The following is a 20,278-nucleotide window of genomic DNA, read 5'->3' as shown; positions in this document are numbered from 1 at the left end:
TCTTCGTCAACGTGGAAAGCAGTGGGGTTCCCATGCTGTTTTGATGTATGTCAATATGTATGGAATGGCCCGCTTCAAAGGTCTTGGCAAGATGCCAGTATGATTTTCGCCATGCAACGCCGCCACTTCCTCCTTTCCTCACTCGCCTTCACCACAGGAGCCACCATGGCTGATACCCCCAAGGTCCAATCGCTGGACGACGTCATGCGCTGGCTGGACAAGCTGGACCGCGCCACCCAGGTGCAAAGCACCACGGCCTGGAAGATGTCGGCCGTGCTGGAACACATGGCGCAAAGCGTGGACATGAGCATGGACGGCTTCCCAGAGCCCAAGAGCGCACTGTTCCAAGCCACGCTGGGCTCGGCCGCGTTTGCGGTGTTCCGCCTGCGCGGCAAGATGACGCATGGCCTGACCGAGCCGATTCCTGGTGCACCGGTATTGCCGCAGGCAGAAGACTGGAAGCCAGGCCTGGCACACCTGCGCAGCGCGGTGCAACGCTTTCAGACCTACAGCGGGCCACTGAAACCGCACTTTGCCTATGGCGCCTTGAGCCGGTCCGACTTTGCGCTGGCACATGCGCTGCACATTGCCAACCACCAGGACGAGATCACCGTTGCCTAGAACAGCTGCCCAGTCAGCGTGTCTTCTGCTCCTGAATTGATAGCTCCTCGTGCAATATCTACGGGGGCTGGAGGCCTGTTTGGCTTGTAATTCGCAGCTTCTTCCGCACTCAGCAGCGCGCCCATGCGCACGCCCAGCAGGCGCAGCTTCTTCTGTAAGGGCGCACGCTTGAGGCACAACCCTGCCACGCGGCGGATCTCCTTGGCGCCGTCGATATGGCGCTCGATGGTGATGTCGCGCGTCACCGCCGTGAAGTCCTCGTACTTGAGCTTGATGCCAACGGTCTTGCCCACATAGCCCTTGCGCTGCAGGTCGTCGGCCAGCTGTTCACACAGGCGGGTGAAGATGGCGCCCAGTTCGGCCTTGTCGCGCACCGCGTGCAGGTCGCGCTCAAAAGACGTTTCTCGGCTGATGCTGACCGGCTCGCTCTCCAGCGAGATGGGGCGGTCGTCCAGCCCGTGCGCGGCATCAAACATCCAGGCGCCAGTGCGCTGGCCAAAGGTGTCCATCAGCCACTGCAGGTCTTTGGCGGCCAGCTGGCCTATGGTCTCAATGCCGTGGCTCTTGAGCTTGGCATCCGCCTTGGGGCCTATGCCGTTGATTTTGCGGCAGGCCAGGGGCCAGATCATCGTTTCCACATCCGCCTCGTAGACGATGGCAATGCCATTGGGCTTGTTGAATTCGCTGGCCATCTTGGCCAGCAGCTTGTTGGGCGCCACACCCACCGAGCAGGTCAGGCCCGTGTCGTCAAAAATGACTTTCTGAATCAGCCGCGCCAGCACGCGCCCGCCCTCGCGCTGGCCGCCGGGCACGTCGGTGAAGTCAATGTAGACCTCGTCCACGCCGCGGTTCTCCATCAGGGGGGCGATCTCGGTGATGATGGTTTTGAAGCGCTGCGAGTAATGGCGGTATTGCGCAAAGTCCACCGGCAGCAATATGGCCTGCGGGCACAGCTTGGCCGCCTTCATCATGCCCATGGCCGAGCCCACGCCAAATGCACGCGCGGGGTAGGTGGCGGTGGTGATGACGCCGCGGCCGGTGTAGTCCTTGAGCAGCGGGAACGCCGCCACCGGAATTTCATGCAGCGGCAGCTCGGCATATTCGTCGCGCAGCGCATCGTCCAGCGCCCGGCGCCCTCCGCCAATCACCACCGGCAGGCCCTTGAGCTGCGGGTAACGCAGCAGCTCCACCGACGCGTAAAACGCGTCCATGTCGAGGTGGGCAATGCGCCGGATGGCGGGGCTGGGCGAACTCATGGCCCCAAGGATAGCAACGGGTCAGTAGGTGCCGGGAATCAGGATGCGCTGGTCTACCTTCTGGATGTCGGTGTGACCACAAAAGGCCATGGTGACGTCCAGTTCCTTGTGGATGATTTGCAGGGCCTTGGTCACACCCGCCTCACCCATGGCGCCCAGGCCATAGACCATGGCGCGGCCAATCATCGTGCCCTTGGCGCCCAGGGCCCAGGCCTTGAGCACGTCTTGCCCGCTGCGAATGCCGCCGTCCATCCACACCTCGATCTTGTCGCCCACGGCCGCCACGATGGCGGGCAGGGCGCTGATGCTGCTGGGTGCGCCGTCCAATTGGCGGCCGCCGTGGTTGCTCACCACAATCGCATCGGCCCCGCTGGCCAGGGCCAGCTGCGCGTCTTCCACGTCCTGAATGCCCTTCAGGATCAGCTTGCCGCCCCATTTCTCTTTGACCCACTTCACGTCGTCCCACGACAGGCGCGGGTCAAACTGCTCATTGGTCCAGGCCGCCAATGACGACATATTGCTCACCGCCTCCACATGGCCCACCAGGTTGCGGAAGGTGTGGCGGCGGGTACCCAGCATGCCCAGGCACCAGCGCGGCTTGGTGGCCAGGTTGATGATGTTGGCCAGTGTGGGCTTGGGCGGTGCGGTCAGGCCGTTCTTCAAATCCTTGTGGCGCTGGCCAATCACCTGCAGGTCCAGCGTCAGCACCAGGGCGCTGCAGCGCGCTGCGCGGGCGCGTTCGATCATCTTCACCATGGCGCTGCGGTCACGCATCATGTAGAGCTGGAACCAGAACGGTGCGCTGGTGTGCTCGGCAATGTCCTCAATGGAGCAGATGCTCATGGTGGACAGCGTGAAGGGGATGCCGAATTTTTCGGCCGCGCGGGCGGCGTGAATCTCGCCATCGGCATGCTGCATGCCGGTCAGGCCCACCGGGGCAATGGCCACGGGCATCTTCGCGTCGATGCCAATCATCTTGGTCGCCGTGCTGCGGTTTTCCATGTTCACCGCCACGCGCTGGCGCAGCTTGATCTTTTGGAAGTCGGCTTCATTGGCACGGTACGTGCCTTCGGTCCACGAACCTGAGTCGGCGTAGTCGTAAAACATGCGCGGCACGCGCTTTTCGGCCAGAACGCGCAGGTCTTCAATGTTGGTGATGGTGGGCATGCAGTCTCCAGTTGTGGCGCAAATGGTAGCGGGGAGGGGCGCGGAACATGCGTGAAATCTGCCCGGCGCTGATTGAAATAATTTGAGCGTCTTGGGCTAGACTGGCCCGCCACACGGGTGAATAACGACAATAAGGGAGCAGCAGCATGGTGCTATGGGGCGTGATCTGGGGGGCCATCATTGGCTACCTCACGGTGCGATACGACGAGGGACTGGGCCTGTTTGCGGGTGCCATCCTGGGCGCGGTGGCCGGGTGGACGCTGCACCGCGCGGTGCGCAACGAGATCGCTGCCCAGCGCACTGCGTCCGCCGAGCCCCAGGCCGGGCCGCCGCGCACCGAGGTGGACGCCACGTCGCACACCCCACCCTTTGTGCCCGCTACCGCGCCGCATGCGCTGCTGGACCCCAATGAGCCCGATGAATTTCTGGACGCGGTGGACACCGTGCCCGCACCCATGCCTGCCATGGCCCGCGCTGCAGAGGCAGTGCCGCCCACTGCGACGCGTACGCGGACCGCAGACTTGCCGGAGGCGCCCGAATGGGTGGCCGAGCCGCCTGATGTGCTGATCCGCCTGGTGGACCAGGCCAAGGGCTGGCTGCTGGGTGGCAACACCATCGTGCGCGCAGGCGTGCTGGTGCTGTTTGTGGGCCTGGCGTTTCTGGCCAAGTTTGCGGTGGACAACGCGCTGCTACCGCCCGAGCTGCGCCTGGCCGCCATTGGGGCCGCCGGCATTGCCCTGTTTGTGTTCGGTTTTCGCCTGCGTGGCCGCCAGCCCGACAAGCTGGCCTACGCGCTGACGCTGCAAGGCGCCGGGGTGGGCGTGCTCTATCTCACGGTGTTTGCTGCTTTCCGGCTGTACCAATTTTTGCCAGCCGGCGCGGCGTTTGGCGTGCTGGCGCTGGTGTGCGCGTTCTCTACGGCCATTGCCTTGATGCAAAACGCCTTGCCCATGGCCTTCATCGGCTTTACGGGTGCGTTTGCGGCGCCCATCCTCGTGTCCACGGGGCAGGGCAGCCATGTGGGCCTGTTTAGCTACTACCTGCTGCTGAACCTGGCCATCGTCGCGGTGGCCTGGCTGCGCGCATGGCGCCCGCTGAACCTGCTGGGCTTCTTCGCCATCTTTGGTGTGGCCACGGCCTGGGGAGCGCTCAAGTACCAGCCCGAACACTTTGCGACGACCGAGCCATTTTTGCTGGCCTTCTTCGCCATCTACCTCATGGCCAGCCTGCTCTACGCCACGCGTCATTCGCTGGCGCCCAAACAGGCGGTGGACGCCACGCTGGTGTTTGGCACGCCTCTGGTAGCTTTTGGTCTGCAGGCTGTGCTGGTGAAAGACATGGCATATGCCACGGCCTTCTCGTCGCTGGCGCTGGGCGCCTTGTACCTGGCCCTGGGCTGGTGGGCGGTGAAGCGCGAGGGCGCCAACAAGGAAGTGGGTCAGTGGCTGGCCGAGTGCTTTGCGGTGCTGGGCTTGGGCTTTGTGACCTTGGCCGTACCACTCGCGCTGGACGCCCGCTGGACCAGTGCCGTCTGGGCGGCCGAAGGTGCAGCCGTGTACTGGATGGGTCAACGCCAGGGGCGCTGGCTCGCGCGCTTGGCCGGGCTGGTGCTGCAAGTGCTGGCCGCAGGCAGCTACCTGAAGGGCTTGGACGAGATGCAGGCAAGCGCCTGGTTCATTGCCAATCCGGCCTTCATCGGCGCGGCATTGCTGGCCGCATCGGCGCTGGCGCTGGCGCACTGGACGCGCTTTGCCACCGAATCCGCACAGACCGGTTCGGGTGCTGGCTGGCTGCTGGCCAAGGTGGAGCAACAGATCTCGCCCTTGCTCTTCTGGGTGGGCTTTGCTTGGTGGCAGTTTGCGCTGGTGCACGACATTGAGCGCGCGGTGCCGAACGCCGAAGGCAACTGGGGTGCAGTGCTGAGCACGAATATGCAGTCGCACCTGGAGATGCTGGGTTGGCTGGTGAGCGCCTGGGTGGCGCACCGCCTGGCCCTGCCCACGCGCGCCAAGCCCTGGTCCATTGCAGCCACGCCTGCCTGGTTTTCGTTGCCGATCATGGTGCTGTTTGCGCTGGATGGCATCGTGTCGCTGGACCATGTGTTCCAGGCCTGGGGCTGGGTGGTCTGGCCGGTGGCACTGCTGCTGCATTTCGCCAAGCTGAGGAATCTGGACGCACTGGCGCCCCGCGCCTGGTGGAGTGCGGTGCACACGGGGGGCGTGTGGCTGGTGGCACTGCTGGTGGGCAACCTGCTCGTGTGGGCCGTGCAGCGGGCGCAGCTGCAGGGCACGTCCTGGGCCGCAGTTATCTTTTTGGTGGCCAGCGTGCTGGTGCTGCTGGCGCTGTGCGCGCGCAGCCTGTATGACCCAGGCAGCCGCCTGCGCCAGGCCTGGCCGCTGGACCGCTTTGCGCTGGCGTATCTGTGGCGGGCCGCCGCACCGCTGGCCGTGGATGTGGGCCTGGGTGCCCTGCTGGTGGCGGTGTCGTCCAATGGCAATGCGCGCCCCTTGCCCTACGTGCCCTTGCTAAACCCCACGGACATCACCGTGGCGTTGGCTTTGCTGGCCTGCTCCCTGTGGCTGACCCGCGTGCGCCAGAGCGACCTGGCAGTGCCCGCTTGGGTGGGCCACGCGCGCTGGACGCTGGTGCTGGCGGGCCTGGGCTTTGTTGCGCTGAACACGGTGTGGCTGCGCGTGGCGCACCACTACGCGGGCGTGCCGTGGGATGCCGAGCGCCTGTTTGAGTCCTTCCTGGTGCAGGCGGGCTACTCCATCTTGTGGACGCTGCTGGCCCTGGGCCTGATGCTGGTGGCGCACCGCCGCCATGCCCGCCCGGTGTGGATGGGTGGCGCGGCCCTGCTGGGGCTGACGGTGGCCAAGCTGTTCCTGGTGGACCTGAGCAACCGCGGCGGTTCCGAGCGCATCGTGGCCTTTATCGCCGTGGGCGTGATGATGTTGGTGGTGGGCTACTTTGCGCCCATTCCCCCCGCCAAGACTGCACCTGCAGAAGAGGAGGGTGTGGCATGAAGGCACGCATGGTGTTGGTGGCAGCGCTGGCCGCTACGGTGGTGACATGGGCGCTGGCGGCCGAGGCGCCTGCGCCGGTCGAATTTGCCTGGCGCGGCACATTGACCTTGCCCGCAGGCAGCAGCCTGGTGCGGGCCGAGGTGCCGGTGGAGGCCCTGCTGCGCATGCAAAGCAGCGCCGCCCACGACCTGCGCGTGTTCAACGCGGAGGGCACGGTGGTGCCTTACGCACTGCTGCGCTCGGTGGACCTGGAGCGCACGGCGCCCTTGGTGCAAACCCGTGCTTACACCGCCTATCCGCTGTTTGCCACCGCTGCCGGTGCCAAGCCGGTGCGCGGGGCCGTAGAAGTGCGTGTGTCTGTCGATGGCAGCGCCTGGGTGCAGTGGGGTGGGTCCAATGCCAGGGCCGCAGCACTGCCGGACGACGCGCAGCCCTTGCAGGCCGCACTGTTTGACACCCGGGCCGAGAAGCATGCGCTGGCCGCGCTAGACATCAAGGCCGAACTGCCGCGCAACGCGCTGGTGCACCTGGCACTGGCCAGCAGCGACGATTTGCAAGATTGGCGTCCGGTGCCCGTGAAGGGACCATTGTTCCGTTTTGATGGTGCCGATGCACCCGCTAGCAGCACGCTGGAGCTGCAGCAGCCGCTGAACCCTCAGGGCCGCTACCTGCGCCTGAGCTGGGCCGGGCAGAGCGGGGTAAAGCTTGTGTCCATCACCGGCCGCGTGGCGCCACAAACCGCGGTGTTGCCGCGTGTGCGCTCGGCCTTGCCTGTAGGCACGCCCGATGGCAGCAGCCTGAGCTGGTCCTTGCCCTTTGCCACACCCATTGCGGCGCTGCATTTGCAGGCCACGCAAGACAATACCCTGCTGCCGCTGCGCATTTCGGGCCGTGCGGACGCCACCCAGCTGTGGCGCACGTTGGCGTCTACCGTGGTCTACCGGCTGGACACCGTGGGCCAGGGCAGCAGCAACCCGCCGGTGGCGCTGCAAGGTACGTCGGCGCGCGGGCTGCGGGTGGAGGCCAGCAATGGCCAAGCCCTGGTCGCCAGCAGCTTGCACGCGAGTGTGGAATTTGCGCCGCTGCAAGTGGCTTTTTTGGCATCCGGCCCTGGGCCGTTCACGCTGGCCGTGGGGCGTGCCAATACGCTGTCCGCGGCGGTCGATGCTTCGTTGTTGGGATCGGTATCACCCGCCAAGCTGGCGGAGCTGCCCGCGGTGACGGTGCAGCAGGTGCGGGCGGATGCACCCGATGCGCCCCACGTGTGGGCCGCAGCCCTACTGCCCGATGGGGTCACCGTGCGCACCGCCCTGCTCTGGGCGGTGCTGGTGGTGGGAGTGATGTCGCTGGCGGGCGTGGCCTACGCCCTGTTGCGCCAGATCACTGGTTCAAAATAATCTGCGCAATGATGCCGGTGGCAATGGCAATCAGCACATAGTCGGCGCCTACCTGCACCCATTGGTGGCCACGGGGTGGCGAGGGCAGGTGGTGGCCGTAGTAGTTGTTCACCACATAGACCGGGCGGCGGTACTCGTAGGGCAGGTGGCCGCCACGGCGGAAGTCTGGCCCGCGTGCGCCGTAGTAGCCGCCGGGATGACCATCCCAATGGTGGTCCCATCGGCCGTCGCGACGGTCATCGTGTCGGTCGTCGCGGTCATTGCCGCGCCCGTTGTCGTGGCGTCCCCGGTCCTGCTGGCTCCAACGTTCGTCGTCCGGCCCGTGTCGACCACGGCCCTCTGCCTGCGCCAGGGTTCCGAACCCCATGCTGGCGATGACGATGGTGCACACAATGGCGGTGGATTTCATACAGTAGCCTATGGAAGTGAAGGAGCTTGCATAGTCCCCCGCCCAGGTGTCGGCCATGTAAAGCCTTGGCGCATTTGTGCAACCAATGGTTGGGCGCTGCGGCGGCCAGCGCCGCACGAAAACCTATTTCTTCTCTTTGCCGCGGGGGATGACGGCGGTGATGGGGGGCATGGGGCGGTCGGATACGCCACCGGGTTTGGGAGCGGAGGTGTCCTTCTTCGGCTTCTTAGCCATCTTGTTGCTGCGTTGTTCGCCTTTGGCCATGGGCCTCTCCTTGGTGGGGTCTCGACATGAGACGTTCAGACAAGGATGTTACGCCAGACTGGGCTGGTGTTTTCACAGCGTTTTCATGGCCACCGCACACTGCCTTCACGGTGGCTCGGGACACTGCCAGCTCCATCCAAAACCGAGGAGCTGACGATGAAAAATATATTGCTGCAAAAGGGGGTGCTGGTCACCCTGCTGGCGTTGCTGCTATGGGTGCCGCTGAGCATGATCGAGCACACCATTGAGGAACGCACCCGCTACCGCGAGGAGGCCGTGCAGTCCATTGCGGCCAGCTCGGCGGGTGAACAGAAATTGTGGGGACCGGTGCTGACCGTGAAAGTGGAAGAGGAGTACGACGACGTCGGCTCGGGCTGGAGCAATGGCAATAGCAGGACGGCACGGGGACGTAGCACGCGCCAACACACGCTCACGTTGCATCCGTCCACAGTGGATCTGCAGGGCGCGATGGCCGTGGAGAAACGTGCCTTCGGCCTGTACAGCACACCAGTGTTTGAGCTGAACGCCACGTTGGAGGGGCAGTTCATGGCGCCCACCGCCAGTGCGCTGCCTGCACTGGGGCCCAATGCCACGCTGAAGTGGGGCGCACCCGTGCTGTCACTGGGTGTGGCCGACACGCGGGGCATCGTCGGTGCGCCGCGCCTGGTGTTGGGCGGCGTGGAGTTGACTAGTGCGCGCGGCAGTGAGGCCGAGGCCTTCAAGACCGGTCTGCATGCCACAGGCGCTGCGGCCTTCGATGGCCATGCCAAAGTGCTGCCCTTCACGCTGAACCTGCGCCTGGCCGGCACCAGTGCCTTTGCGTTTGTGCCCACGGGCGAGGTAAGCACCGCGGCGCTCTCGGGCAACTGGGCGCACCCCAGCTTTGGCGGTGACTTTTTGCCCCGTGCGCGCACGGTAGAAAAATCGGGGTTTGCGGCGCAGTGGAGCACTACCGCTCTCGCGTCCTCAGGCACCAACGACAGCGCGCAACAGGAACAAGGCTTTCAGGTCAAGCTGATCGAGCCCATCGACGTGTACCAGCAGGCCATGCGGTCCATCAAGTACGGTTTCCTGTTCATCGCGCTGAGCTTTGCGTGCTTCTTCCTGTTTGAACAGCTGCGCCAGTTGCGTATCCACCCGATCCAGTACCTGCTGGTGGGGCTGGCCCAGGCGGTGTTCTTCTTGCTGTTGACCAGCCTGTCTGAGCACGTGGCGTTTGCGCTGGCCTATGGTTTGGCGGCGACTGCCTCGGTGGGGCTGGTAAGCATCTACCTGGCGTCGGTGCTGCAAAGTGTGCAACGCGCCGCAGGTCTGGGCACGGCCATGGCCACGCTGTATGCGGCGCTGTTCGGCATCTTGCAGTCCGAACACAACGCCTTGCTGCTGGGCTCGCTGTTGTTGTTCCTGGTGCTCGCCGCCTTCATGCTGGGAACACGCCGGGTGAACTGGTACGCCGCAACCGGCGCCTAGGCGCTTACTCTTCTTCTTCGTCGAAGAAGTTCTTCAGCGTGGGCGCATCGGCCGGGTCACGGGGTTTGCGGATGCCGTGCTTGGCCAAAATTTCTACGTAGAACTGGGTGCCGCCGTCTTTCACCAGCGCGTCGATCAGGGGCGTGATTTCGGCCAAGTGGACTACCACGGCGCTGTCTTCGTTAGCGCCAAACTTGCAGTCAAAGTCCCAAAAATCCACGCCCTTGGGCAGGTCGCGGCGGCGTTCGCGCTGGATGTATTTGCGGATTTCGTGCTTGGTGGCTTCCAGCAGGCGGTCGGGGTGTTTGCCTTCTACGGCGAGGGGGAAAGTCTTTTTCATGGGTGTCCTGGGCCAACGGGGGCGGGTGGGCGATGATACGCCCCATGCAGGAACGCCACGCCACCCCCGACAAAGACGCCATTGCCTTATTGCCCCCGTTTGAGCGCCTGGGGCTGGACCGCATCACCCTGGTCAGCACCGGCGCGCAGGCCGAGAAGGCCTACACCGCGCTCACCGCTGCGCCTGCCTGGGGTTTTGATACCGAGTCCAAACCCACGTTCAAGGTGGGCGAAGTGTCCGACGGACCGCATATCCTGCAACTCTCCACACCCGGGCGGGCCTGGGTGTTCCAACTGCATGACCTGGAGTGCCGTGCCTTGGCGGCCGAGCTGCTGGCGCTGGGCGGCATTGCCAAGGCCGGCTTTGGCCTGGGCGACGACAAAAAACGCATTGTGCAAAAGCTGGGTGTGCAGCCCCAAGGCATTCTGGAACTCAACACCATCTTCCGCGAGCGCGGCTACCGCAAAGACATGGGGGTGAAGGGCGCCGTGGCGGTGTTGTTCAACCAGCGCTTCATGAAATCCAAAAAAGCGGCGACCAGCAACTGGGCCAACGCGCAACTGACCGAATCGCAACTGGTTTATGCCGCGAATGACGCGTATGCCGCCATTCGCGTGTTCGAAGCGCTGGGTCTTTAAGGCACCAGCACCGGCTGCGCGCGGTACACCGCAGGCATCAGCTTCTGCAGGTTGGCAATCTTGGGCAGGTCAAAGCGCGCGATGTAGCCCGACTCCGGGTGCAGCGTGGCGTAGTTCTGGTGGTAGCCCTCGGCCGGGTAAAAGCCCTGCAAGGGGTTGAGCTGGGTGACGATCTTGTTGGGGAACACATGGGCCGTGTCCAACTGCGCCACATAGCGCTCGGCCACGGCCTTGTGCGCGGGGTCCTGGAAGAAGATGGCTGAGCGGTACTGCGTGCCCGAATCCGGGCCCTGGCGGTTGAGCTGTGTGGGGTCGTGCGCCACCGAGAAGTAAATCTGCAGCAACTGGGCGTAGCTGATCTGGCGCGGGTCGTAGGTGACTTGCACCGCCTCGGCATGGCCGGTACTGCCGCTGCTCACGCGGTTGTAATCCGCGTCTGCTGGTGATCCACCCGCATAGCCCGATACCGCATTGAGCACGCCTTTAGTGTGCTGAAACACGGCTTGCACGCCCCAGAAGCAGCCACCGGCAAAGACCGCGGTTTCGCGATCCTTGGCGGGTGACGGCAGTGCGGCCAGCACCGACGCCGATGGGGCTGGCAGCTCCGTGGCCTTTTCGGCACTGGCGCTGGGGCTGAAGTACAGCGCGGCTACAACCAAAGCACCTGTGAGTAGCAGGAGCTTGCTCTTGGTCAGGTTCAGGGGGGATGAACGCGTGTTGGACGGTTGGGGCATGGTGACTCCTCGCAGTGGTTGCCCATTGGTCGGTGGAGGTGCCAGGTTCTTACACCCGGGCCCAGACCAGCAGCAGGTTGTTGGCTGGCAAGGCGTGCCGCGCGTGCAGGCGCAGGCCGGCGCGCTCGGCCTCCAGGGCTACATCGGCCAACTGGCGAATGCCAAAACTGGAATCGTGCGTGCGTAGGCTCAGGTCAAAGTCGAGGTTGCTCTGCGTGGGCACCACATCGGCTTCAAAGTAAGGGCCATAAGTGACCAGCACGCCGTCCGGCGTCAGGTATTGCGCCGCACCGCGCATCAGGGCCCTGCAGGCTGCCCAGGGCGCGATATGCAGCATGTTGATGCACAGCACCAGGTCGTAGGGGCCGGCTTGCTCGCTGTTTTCGGGAAACCAGGGATCCTTGCATACATCGAGCCCCACCGCGATGTCGATATTGGCCAAGTCGGCCTCGGCTGCGCGCACCTCGACGTTGTAGAGCGCGCCGCGGTGCACCTCGGTGGGTTGCCAGGTCCATAGCGGCAGATGCTGCGCAAACCACACCACATGCTGCCCCGTGCCCGATGCAATTTCCAGTGCGTGGCCCTGCGCGGGTAGCAGGCTTTGCAGCACCTCCAGAATGGGCTGTTTGTTGCGTTCGGCGGAGGGGCTGTGGTCGGGTTGCGCCATGGATGGAGGGTCGGTTCAGTGCGTCACAAACTCGTACGACACCTCTTCGGTTTCCACCATGTCCAGGATGTCATTGAGCTCGTCCTCGCTCTCGGTGCTGCTCCAGGTGTCTTCGGGGTCGGCAGAGAACAGGGGTTCGATGGCGATGTCCAGAAACTGGCCATTGGGCAGGCTCAGTACCGGCGTGCCCTCAGAGGTTTCTACCAGCGCCCAATCATCAGGAACGGACATTTCGAGCTTGATGGTGACGTTGAGTTTTTTCATGGAGGAGGTCCTTGGTGTGCCGTGTGGGGTGAGGCGGCGAGGGTAACCCAATTGGGTGACAGCGGCCATGAGCAGGCCTTAGCGCTTGAGATGCGGCCCCAGGTGCTGGCTTACTGCCTCAGCATCCGGCGCTGCAAACTCGGTGTTGTGTTGGTCGGTCAGCGGCCCGCCCCCGGGCTCTACGGCACCGGCCGCGTCGTAGCCCACGGCCTTGAACTTCCACACCGCGCCTAGGCGTTTGAGGTTGCCCACGTGCGCGCCACTGGGCAGGTGCACGCTGTGCACGTTGGCGTTCACTTCTGTCAGAGTGAGTTCGGTCATGGCAGGTACCAGGCCTGGTTGTGGAATGGTTGGTCGTATTCGAATTTTTCGCCCACACGTGGCGTCACCACTTGCACCCCCGCACCCTTGGCCGCCGTCAGCGTGCGTTGTACAGGCTCGGCCCAGCCGTGGTAGGCCAGGTTGAAGGTGGCCCAGTGCAAGGGTAGCAGCGTGGTGGCGCCTAGGTTTTGCACGGCCTCGATGGCCGATTCGGGGTTCATGTGAATGTCCATCCAGCTGTCGCCATAGGCACCCACCTTCACCAGCGCCAACTCCGGCGCGCCCAGCTTTGCGCGGATGGCCTTGAAGTGGTGCGCATAGCCCGTGTCGCCGCTGTAGTAGGCCGAGTGGTTGGGGCCTTTGAGCATCCACGAGGCCCACAGGGTGGAATTGTTCATGCTGGTGCGGCCTGAGTAGTGGCGTGCCGGTGTGCAGACAATCGTCACGCCCTTGATATTGGCCTGCTCCCACCAGTCCATTTCATGGATCTGCTCGGCAGGCACCTGCCAGCGTTCCAGGTGCGCGCCCACGCCCAGGCCCACATAAAAGTGGGTGCCACCCTGTGCCAGGTGCTGGATGGTGGCCATGTCCAGGTGGTCAAAGTGGTCGTGCGAGATTACGACCGCGTCAATGTTCTGCCACTGCTCCAGTGGCAGCGGGGCCGGGTGCAGCCGCGCAGGACCGACGAACTGAAAGGGCGATGCACGCTTGGAAAACACCGGGTCGGTGAGGATGCGCACGCCGTCCATCTCTATCAGCGCGCTGGCATGGCCCAGCCACCAAGCGCGCAGTCCGGGCGCTGCGGGGAGGGCCAGGTCCTCGGTGCGCATCTTCTGCACCGGCACCTCGAACGTGGGCGCGCGTACCTCGTCACCCATCAGGTCGTGCAGCTCGCGCAGGATGGACATGTCGCTTATATAGGGTGGGGTGTTTTCAAACCGGCCGTTGTGCCACTGGGGCGACGCCTGCATGCGCGCCAGCCGTGCGCCCTGGGCCACGCCACCAAAGCTGGGCAACTGCAAGACCAACCAGGTGGCCACTCCCAGTGCCACCACCACGAGCAGCAGCCCTTGGATCCGCTTTTTCCAGCGTGTCATACCTCTCCTTTTTTTCGATAACCAGAGTCAACTGTTGTTATTAGGGTAAACCCTTGTATTGAGGCTAGGGTTTACCCTATACTGCAGTGCAGCAAACAATCTTTTTGCTGTTTTCAGGAGAACCTTATGGCCAGCACTACTTTGAACGCGCTTTCTTTGCCCTCCACTGCCCAGCCCACCGTGGGCGCATCGGTTCGCGAGTTGCTGGTGGCAGGCCAACATCTGGCCGCCGCCATCTGGCACACCGCTTTTGCCCCCGCTGCGGCGCAATCTACCGCCAAAACCGCCTTTGAAGAAGCCGAAGCACTGCGCTCCTTCGCCGCGACCCTGCAGCGCACCGACCCCGATTTCGCCCGCGACCTGTTCGCCGCTGCCGACCGCCACGAAGGCGTCTAAGCCCAACCCAGTGCCGCTACCGGCGGCAAGTCCTGGCTCACACAGTGCCAGTGCTCGCCCGCATCGGCGCTGACCCACAAGCCACCCGTGGTGGACGACATGGCCAGTGTGCTCCCATCGGGGGCCAGTTCCAGGCTGTGGCGGTAGACCAAATGGTAAGCGTGGTTCTGTGGCAGGCCCGCGCCGAAGGTCTGGAACGTTTTCCCGCCATCGTCCGTGCGGTTCACCACCATCTTGCCGTCCACCGCATAGCGATGTGTATCGGCCTTGGCCGGTACAAACCAGGCCCGCCGCGGGTCCTGGGGATCACAGGCCACCGCAAATCCAAACTCTGAAGGCTCGGGCGCCGCAATCCGCGCCCAGCGCTGCCCGCCGTCGGTGGACCGGTAGATGCCGCAGTGGTGCTGCACCCACAGCACATCGGGCTGGGCCGTGCACTGCACCATGCGGTGCGGGTCCTGCGTGTTCTGGTCGTCTGCGCTGTCTGCGGGCAGGTAGTCCGCCGTCATGCCGGCGGCCGTCAGTGCCCAGTTGTTTCCCCCATCATGCGTTTGCCACACGCCGCCGCACGAAACTGCCACGGTGATGTGTTGCGCATCACGCGGGTCTACCAGCACCGAATGCATGCCCGGAAAGTCATTACCACCACCAAACCAGCCGGGGCGGCGTGGGTCTTCCCACAGCGCGGTGTTCAGCGCCCAACTCAGCCCGCCATCTTCCGATTTGAACAAGCCCGCCGGCATGCAGCCCGCCCACAGCGTGCCCGGTTGTGCGGCGCTGCCGGGCGTCAGGGCCCAGACCAGGTCCACATTCCAGGGCGTGGGGTCGGCGGCCAGCGGGCCGTCTTTGGGTTTGGGGGGGAAGGCGGGCGCGGTGATGTCGGCCCAGGTGGTGCCCTGGTCGGTGCTCTTGCGCAGCTTCACGCCAAAGTGGCCCATGCGCAGCGCGGCGTACCAGTGGCCGTCGCGCGGGTCGGCCAGTACCTGGGTGACCGGGTCGCCCGCAAAGTGGTGGGCCACTACGGCCCATTGCGTGCCCTGGCCGCGCACCACAAACAAGCCTTTGCGGCTGGCTACCAAGAGGGTTTGCATCATGAAGTCTCCATGCTGGGGGCAAGCGAATTAGCCGCCGCTCAGGGCCTGTATCACCAGCACGCGGTCGCCGTTGGCGATGGGCTGGCTGAGGTCTTCACGGTTTGCCACCAGGGCCTGGTTCACAAACACGGCCACGTGCTTGCGCACGTTGCCTTGGTCGTCAAACACGTAGTGGCCCAACTCGGGGGCGGCCAGCAGCGCGGTGTCCAGCACCGCGCGCAAGCTGCCCGCAGCGACTTGCTGCGGCGCGCACTCCACGTGGCGCCGCAAGCTGGACGCAAACTCCACCTTCACCATGGCATCCCCCTGTTGATACGCCGCAGTATTGCAACCGCAGCGGCAATTGGCAAGATGGGGATGCGCTCGGCTTACAGCGTCGGGTAGTCCGTATAGCCCTTGGCGCCGGGGCTGTAGAAGGTGTTTTGGTCTGGCGTGTTCAGCGCGGCCTTGGTCTTGATACGCGCTGGCAAGTCCGGGTTGGCCAGGAACGCGGTGCCAAAAGCCACCGCATCCAGCTTTCCTGCGGCAATGGCTGCCTCGGCTTCTTCGCCGGTGTAGCCCATGTTGCCGACGATCACGCCCTTGTACTTTTCGCGCGCCACGGTCAACACATCGCCCTTTTGCGCACCGAAGAAGTCGGCGCGCATCACATGCAGGTACGCCAGGTTGAACGCATTGAGCTTCTCGGCCAGGAAGCCGATGAAGGCCAGCGGGTCGCTGTCTTTCATGCTGTTGTAGCTGTTCAGGGGCGATAGGCGCAGGCCCACTTTGTCCGCACCAATCGCAGCAGTCACGGCGGTCAGCACTTCAAACAGGAAGCGCGCACGGTTTTCCAGCGAGCCGCCGTAGGCGTCGGTGCGCTGGTTGGGCGTGTCGCGCAGGAACTGGTCGATCAGGTAGCCGTTGGCGCCGTGCACTTCCACACCGTCAAAGCCGGCGGCAATAGCGTTTTTGGCGCCTTGGGCGTAGGCAGCCACCAGGGCAGGAATTTCTTCGGCCGTCAGCGCGCGTGGTACGGCGTGGGGCACCTTGCCATTGGGCGTGTGGATGTCGCCCTCGGCGGCGGTGGCGCTGGACGATACGGTGGGCACACCTCCATTGATGTCCGGGTGGGCGGCGCGGCCAGCGTGCCAGATCTGCATGAAGATGCGGCCGCCCTTGGCGTGCACAGCCTCGGTCACTTTTTTCCAGGCGGTGATCTGTGCGTCGTTGTAAATGCCGGGTTCGTTGATGAAGGCCGAGGTGCCGGGCGCCACCATGGTGCACTCGGTGATCAGCAGGCCGCCGGTGGCGCGCTGCGCGTAGTACTCGGCCATCAGTGCGTTAGGCATGTGGCCCGCATCAGCGCGCGTGCGCGTGAGCGGCGCCAGCAGGATGCGGTTGGGGAGGGTGAGGGCGCCGAGTTTCAGGGGATTGAAGAGCATGGTGTTGAAGGTTAGTGGGTGAAAGGGAAACGGAAGGTACCAGCCGCGGAATATTCGGACTCCGGGCGGGTTACTGCAAAGTGATGTATTAGGGGCGTGGGTGTTTTAGCGCGGTGTGTGCTGTTGCACCCAGCGCACGATGTCGGCCGCGCCCATGGCACCCGCCTGGCGCGCCACCTCGCGGCCGTTCACAAACAGCGCGAGGGTGGGGATGCTGCGAATCTGGTAGCGCGCGCCCAAGGCCTGGTGCGTCTCGGTGTCCACCTTGGCCACGCGAATACGTGGCTCCAACTGGCCCGCCGCCTGCACATAGGCGGGCGCCATCTGGCGGCAGGGGCCGCACCAGGGTGCCCAAAAGTCCACCAGCAGGGGAATCTGGTTGCGCTGCAGGTGCTTGTCAAACGCGGCTACGTCCAGGTCCGCCGGCTTGCCGGTAAACAGGGGTTTCTTGCAGCTGCCGCAGTCGGGCGCACTGCCCAGCTGGTCGGCGCGCACGCGGTTGGTGGTGTGGCAATGGGGGCAGACGATGTGGAGGGCTTCGCTCATTGCACGCAGATAGTGGCGGTGGACCGGTTTGCAAGGTGTTCAGGGATTAAATTGGCCCCTAGCCCCCATGGAATATGCGCTAGCAGCTCCTAAATCAGTAGCAACTAGACGCCAAAGAAGAAAAAACCGTCGCGCGAAGCGTCGGCCTGGTGGTCAAAGTATTTGTTCTGCCAGCTGTCGGTTTCGCTGAGGTCGCCCCAGGCCTGGTCCAGCTTGTTGTCGCGCGCCAGCTGCGAGAGCTTGTAGCGCCAGGAGAAGTGGTTGGTCACGTCCAGCACGTGGGCGGCATAGGCCTGGGCCAGGCGCTGATGGCCGCGCACGATGACCAGGTTCTCGTCGTTCTGGTAACTGGCCTTGTAGCCCAGGTTGTGGCTGCCGGTGACCACCACGCAGTGCGGGCTGAAGGGGTCGATGACGATGATCTTGTCGTGGATGACGGCGTGGCCCAGCTTGTACAGCTCTTTCTCCCAGTAGCCAAAGTTGTCGGGTATACCGGCTACGCCGGACACCAGCACATCGGGCGCGGCCGTGGCATTGCGCTTGGTGATGAAGGTGGCGAACTGGCCCAGCGGTGCGGGATCGGTGATTGCCCCACGCACGTAAAAGGGCTTGCCGTCTTCCTGCATCTGCACCGCCTTGTCGTGCACCTGTTCGAGGAAGCTGGGCGCACCGGGGTTGAACGCCAGAAACAGCACGCCCTGCTTGGCCGCGCGTATCAGCCCAAACACCTGGTCCAGGTCAGGTGGGGGCGTGTCGGCGTCCTTGGTTTTTGCCTTGGTGTTGGGGGAGAACCAGACGGATACGCTGCCCGTGCCCAGCGCCGCATCCACCGCGCCACCGCCGCACCATTCGCGCAGTCCATGGCCCTGGGCCGGGTGCTCTGCGGCGTCCTGCACCAGCCAGTCCCAATAGTCCCGGTAGCCCGCGGCCACTGTGGGGTTGCGGATGATGAGCGCGTTGTTGGTTTGCGAGCACAGGCCGGTGGAGGTCCAGTTGGTGCTGCCCGTCAACACCTCTTGCGGGCCCGCCGCATCGGACCACACCACAAACTTGTTGTGCCCAATGGAGCTGGACGGCACAAAACGGTCGGTCAGCTGCACCCCGGCCGCGTGCAGGGCCTTGCGCGTTGCCGCGTTGGTGCCGTCAAAAATCTTGCGCGTGTGCTTCTTGCCGTCGTCCCCCTTGTATTCCTCGGACGTGTCGGCGTTGGCCAGGCACAGCGCCAGCTGGTTGTTGGCCGCCAGCGTGGTGATGGCGTCTATGAGCTGTGCGTCGGTCAGCTCATACAGCGCCAGGTGGCAAAACCCGCCCTGGGCCTGCGCCTTGTTCAGAAGCGACAGCACGCCCTTGCCCAGTACATCGCCGCTCAGCAGCTTGCGGATGGGGCTGCCCACCTTGGCAATTTCGCCACGCAGCGCCGTGGTGATGTTGTCGTAGCTGCCATTGGCCACCAGCGCGTTGATCTTCTTGGTGACCGCCTGGGTGGAAATCAGCCCCACGTTGAAGTAGGCCGCCACATCGCCATAGTCCCCGCCGATGGTGACCGGGTTGGACTGCAGCGCAATGGTGGGGTGGGGCGTAAGCGCGTCCACGTCGGGCCCCATCATGGGCACCACGGCGTAGCGGTAGGTGCCAGGCGCGGCAAACACGTCTTTCCACTGGAAGGACTGCACGGGCCACACATCGGTGTTCTGGCGCGGATGGGGTTGGCCCGGCACCCCGGGCACAAAGCCCACAAAGGCGGGCAGGGCGGTGGCGCTGCCATCGGCGTCCAGGCGCCGCACCGAAAAACCCAGGCAGCCCGGCACCTTGTGCTCCAGCTGCCAGAAGATGTAGGCAATGTCATTGTTGGCGAGCGCCAAGCATGCGTCGGACATGGTTTCCTCCCTGTGTTGGTCTGAACCCTATTGATAGGCAATATGCGGCGCGCGCGCATCAGTGAAAGTCACTAGGGATGGCGGCCTGGTTTGTCACGCGCCTGCCATGCAGAGCGAGTAACCATGCCGCTTTCACATGCAGCCTGTACGATGGCGTACACACAAGGGAGGTACCGCCATGGCCACCAACACCAACCAAAAACTCGCCGTCCTCATTGACGCCGACAATGCGCAGGCTTCCGTCATTCAGGAACTGCTGGCCGAGGTGTCGCGCTACGGCACCGCCACCATCAAACGCGCCTATGGCGACTGGACCACCACCAACCTCAAGGGCTGGAAAGAGGTGCTGCACACCATGGCGATCCAGCCTATCCAGCAGTTCAGTTACACCAGCGGCAAGAACGCGACCGATTCGGCGCTCATCATCGACGCCATGGATGTGCTGCACACGGGCGCGGTGGACGGCTTTTGTCTGGTCAGCAGCGACAGCGACTTCACCCGCTTGGCCACCCGCATCCGTGAGGCGGGGTTGGTGGTCTATGGCTTTGGCGAACGCAAAACGCCGGAGCCCTTTGTGGCCGCATGCGACAAGTTCATCTACACCGAAATCTTGCGCACCGAGCCCGAAGAGACCAAGCCTGACCAAGTGCCTCTGGCCGAACTGCCCAAGCTGCCCAAGCTCAAGCCCCTGCTCTTGAACGCATTGAATGCCATCGCGCGGGAAGATGGCTGGACCACGCTGTCGGCACTGGGCAGCCAGATCACCCGCAGCAACCCGGCGTTTGACCCACGCAACTATGGCGTTCCCAAGCTGGGCGAACTGATTCGCCAGCAGGCCGCTTACCTGGAAGTCAAAGAGGTGAAGTCGGGCGAGGGCGATGCCGTGCAGACGCACCTGCATGTGCGGCGCAAGGCCACGGGCAAAGGTTGAGATGCACGTCGCCGTCTACAGCACCTGCTCCTTAGCCTCTTCGTCCAGCGCAATGCTGTGGTTGCGCACGTACTGTTTGAACTGTGTGATCGGAATGGCCGTCAGGCCATGGGCACCGTTGTCCTCGGTCCAGCTCAGTGTGGCGCTGTCGGGTGCCAGGTCCACTTCTACAGGGCCTTTAGGGATCTCCAGCGGCGCGCCGTCGCCGGGCCGGTAGGTCACGGTATCGGTAATGGTGGCGTGTTGGCTCATCGTGTTCTCCTAAAGCTTCATTAGACGCCCCAGGCGCGCCGCTGTCTGTCAGACAACTGCCCGTCTGTGGTTCGCACAAGGTTGCAG

Annotated in this window: 23 protein-coding genes; 7 read left to right on the top strand and 16 right to left on the bottom strand. The window is 64.2% G+C overall.

What is annotated here, in order from left to right:
- Positions 1-165 precede the first annotated feature (165 nt).
- A complete protein-coding gene (locus AC1DZ5_RS18725; RefSeq protein WP_477891828.1) occupies positions 166-621 on the top strand; it encodes a DUF1569 domain-containing protein in 456 nt (151 codons plus the stop codon).
- Here AC1DZ5_RS18725 and dinB read toward each other — a convergent pair.
- A complete protein-coding gene (gene dinB / locus AC1DZ5_RS18720; protein ID WP_477891826.1) occupies positions 618-1,877 on the bottom strand; it encodes a DNA polymerase IV in 1,260 nt (419 codons plus the stop codon). The two genes, AC1DZ5_RS18725 and dinB, sit on opposite strands and share 4 nt — an antisense overlap.
- A gap of 21 nt (positions 1,878-1,898) precedes the next feature.
- Entirely contained in the window at positions 1,899-3,044 is a 1,146-nt protein-coding gene (locus AC1DZ5_RS18715; protein ID WP_477891824.1) for an alpha-hydroxy acid oxidase, read from the bottom strand.
- Between the two features lie 146 nt (positions 3,045-3,190).
- On the opposite strand from AC1DZ5_RS18715, the gene AC1DZ5_RS18710 reads away from it, so the two are divergent.
- Positions 3,191-6,070 (top strand): DUF2339 domain-containing protein, encoded by a 2,880-nt coding sequence (locus tag AC1DZ5_RS18710; RefSeq protein WP_477891822.1) that lies wholly within the window; start codon positions 3,191-3,193, stop codon positions 6,068-6,070.
- Complete coding sequence (locus AC1DZ5_RS18705) at positions 6,067-7,467, top strand: DUF3999 family protein (protein ID WP_477891820.1); 1,401 nt, start codon at positions 6,067-6,069, stop codon at positions 7,465-7,467. Before AC1DZ5_RS18710 ends, AC1DZ5_RS18705 begins: the two co-directional genes overlap by 4 nt.
- On the opposite strand, the gene AC1DZ5_RS18700 is transcribed toward AC1DZ5_RS18705, so the two are convergent.
- Complete coding sequence (locus AC1DZ5_RS18700) at positions 7,451-7,876, bottom strand: RcnB family protein (RefSeq protein ID WP_477891818.1); 426 nt, start codon at positions 7,874-7,876, stop codon at positions 7,451-7,453. The two genes, AC1DZ5_RS18705 and AC1DZ5_RS18700, sit on opposite strands and share 17 nt — an antisense overlap.
- Before the next feature lie 123 nt (positions 7,877-7,999).
- A complete protein-coding gene (locus tag AC1DZ5_RS18695) occupies positions 8,000-8,140 on the bottom strand; it encodes a hypothetical protein (protein ID WP_310344025.1) in 141 nt (46 codons plus the stop codon).
- Between the two features lie 156 nt (positions 8,141-8,296).
- Between AC1DZ5_RS18695 and creD the strand changes: the two genes are divergently transcribed.
- Positions 8,297-9,610 carry a cell envelope integrity protein CreD gene (creD, locus tag AC1DZ5_RS18690; RefSeq protein ID WP_477891816.1) on the top strand — a complete coding sequence of 438 codons (1,314 nt, stop codon included), beginning with the start codon at positions 8,297-8,299 and terminating at the stop codon, positions 9,608-9,610.
- Positions 9,611-9,614: 4 nt separating this feature from the next.
- Here creD and AC1DZ5_RS18685 read toward each other — a convergent pair whose 3' ends face one another.
- Complete coding sequence (locus tag AC1DZ5_RS18685) at positions 9,615-9,950, bottom strand: DUF6172 family protein (RefSeq protein ID WP_477891814.1); 336 nt, start codon at positions 9,948-9,950, stop codon at positions 9,615-9,617.
- A 44-nt stretch (positions 9,951-9,994) separates the two neighbouring features.
- Between AC1DZ5_RS18685 and AC1DZ5_RS18680 the strand changes: the two genes are divergently transcribed.
- Entirely contained in the window at positions 9,995-10,588 is a 594-nt protein-coding gene (locus tag AC1DZ5_RS18680; RefSeq protein ID WP_477891812.1) for a 3'-5' exonuclease, read from the top strand.
- Here the strand turns inward: AC1DZ5_RS18680 and msrA are convergent.
- From msrA to AC1DZ5_RS18655, 5 genes are all read right to left on the bottom strand, one after another.
- On the bottom strand, positions 10,585-11,322 hold the full coding sequence (msrA, locus tag AC1DZ5_RS18675; RefSeq protein ID WP_477891810.1) for a peptide-methionine (S)-S-oxide reductase MsrA: 738 nt from the start codon (positions 11,320-11,322) through the stop codon (positions 10,585-10,587). The two genes, AC1DZ5_RS18680 and msrA, sit on opposite strands and share 4 nt — an antisense overlap.
- 49 nt (positions 11,323-11,371) lie before the next feature.
- Positions 11,372-11,989, bottom strand: coding sequence for a DUF938 domain-containing protein (locus AC1DZ5_RS18670; protein ID WP_477891808.1), 618 nt, complete (start codon positions 11,987-11,989; stop codon positions 11,372-11,374).
- Between the two features lie 15 nt (positions 11,990-12,004).
- Positions 12,005-12,253: a hypothetical protein gene (locus AC1DZ5_RS18665; RefSeq protein WP_477891806.1), complete on the bottom strand. Its 249-nt coding sequence runs from the start codon at positions 12,251-12,253 to the stop codon at positions 12,005-12,007.
- Positions 12,254-12,331: 78 nt separating this feature from the next.
- Positions 12,332-12,574, bottom strand: coding sequence for a hypothetical protein (locus tag AC1DZ5_RS18660; protein ID WP_477891804.1), 243 nt, complete (start codon positions 12,572-12,574; stop codon positions 12,332-12,334).
- The gene (locus AC1DZ5_RS18655) at positions 12,571-13,671 is read right to left on the bottom strand and encodes an MBL fold metallo-hydrolase (protein ID WP_477891802.1); all 1,101 of its coding nucleotides are present in this window, start codon (positions 13,669-13,671) and stop codon (positions 12,571-12,573) included. Before AC1DZ5_RS18655 ends, AC1DZ5_RS18660 begins: the two co-directional genes overlap by 4 nt.
- Before the next feature lie 126 nt (positions 13,672-13,797).
- Between AC1DZ5_RS18655 and AC1DZ5_RS18650 the strand changes: the two genes are divergently transcribed.
- Complete coding sequence (locus AC1DZ5_RS18650; RefSeq protein ID WP_477891800.1) at positions 13,798-14,067, top strand: hypothetical protein; 270 nt, start codon at positions 13,798-13,800, stop codon at positions 14,065-14,067.
- Here the strand turns inward: AC1DZ5_RS18650 and AC1DZ5_RS18645 are convergent.
- The 5 genes from AC1DZ5_RS18645 to AC1DZ5_RS18625 form a co-directional block, all read right to left on the bottom strand.
- Positions 14,064-15,161: a WD40/YVTN/BNR-like repeat-containing protein gene (locus AC1DZ5_RS18645; RefSeq protein WP_477891798.1), complete on the bottom strand. Its 1,098-nt coding sequence runs from the start codon at positions 15,159-15,161 to the stop codon at positions 14,064-14,066. The two genes, AC1DZ5_RS18650 and AC1DZ5_RS18645, sit on opposite strands and share 4 nt — an antisense overlap.
- Positions 15,162-15,188: 27 nt before the next feature.
- Positions 15,189-15,458 (bottom strand): MoaD/ThiS family protein, encoded by a 270-nt coding sequence (locus AC1DZ5_RS18640; protein WP_477891796.1) that lies wholly within the window; start codon positions 15,456-15,458, stop codon positions 15,189-15,191.
- Positions 15,459-15,529: 71 nt separating this feature from the next.
- Positions 15,530-16,585 (bottom strand): alkene reductase, encoded by a 1,056-nt coding sequence (locus tag AC1DZ5_RS18635; RefSeq protein WP_477891794.1) that lies wholly within the window; start codon positions 16,583-16,585, stop codon positions 15,530-15,532.
- Between the two features lie 105 nt (positions 16,586-16,690).
- Positions 16,691-17,131 (bottom strand): thioredoxin TrxC, encoded by a 441-nt coding sequence (trxC, locus tag AC1DZ5_RS18630; protein ID WP_477891792.1) that lies wholly within the window; start codon positions 17,129-17,131, stop codon positions 16,691-16,693.
- Between the two features lie 104 nt (positions 17,132-17,235).
- Positions 17,236-19,008, bottom strand: a complete 1,773-nt coding sequence (locus AC1DZ5_RS18625) for a phospholipase D-like domain-containing protein (RefSeq protein ID WP_477891790.1) — start codon at positions 19,006-19,008, stop codon at positions 17,236-17,238.
- Between the two features lie 178 nt (positions 19,009-19,186).
- On the opposite strand from AC1DZ5_RS18625, the gene AC1DZ5_RS18620 reads away from it, so the two are divergent.
- The gene (locus AC1DZ5_RS18620) at positions 19,187-19,939 is read left to right on the top strand and encodes an NYN domain-containing protein (RefSeq protein WP_310344055.1); all 753 of its coding nucleotides are present in this window, start codon (positions 19,187-19,189) and stop codon (positions 19,937-19,939) included.
- Positions 19,940-19,954: 15 nt separating this feature from the next.
- On the opposite strand, the gene AC1DZ5_RS18615 is transcribed toward AC1DZ5_RS18620, so the two are convergent.
- Entirely contained in the window at positions 19,955-20,191 is a 237-nt protein-coding gene (locus AC1DZ5_RS18615; protein ID WP_477891788.1) for a hypothetical protein, read from the bottom strand.
- Positions 20,192-20,278 lie beyond the last annotated feature (87 nt).

The organism is Rhodoferax sp. P1_F3 (assembly GCF_056405715.1).
Note: the sequence above shows the minus strand (reverse complement) of the source record. Positions and strands in the feature narration are given on the sequence as shown.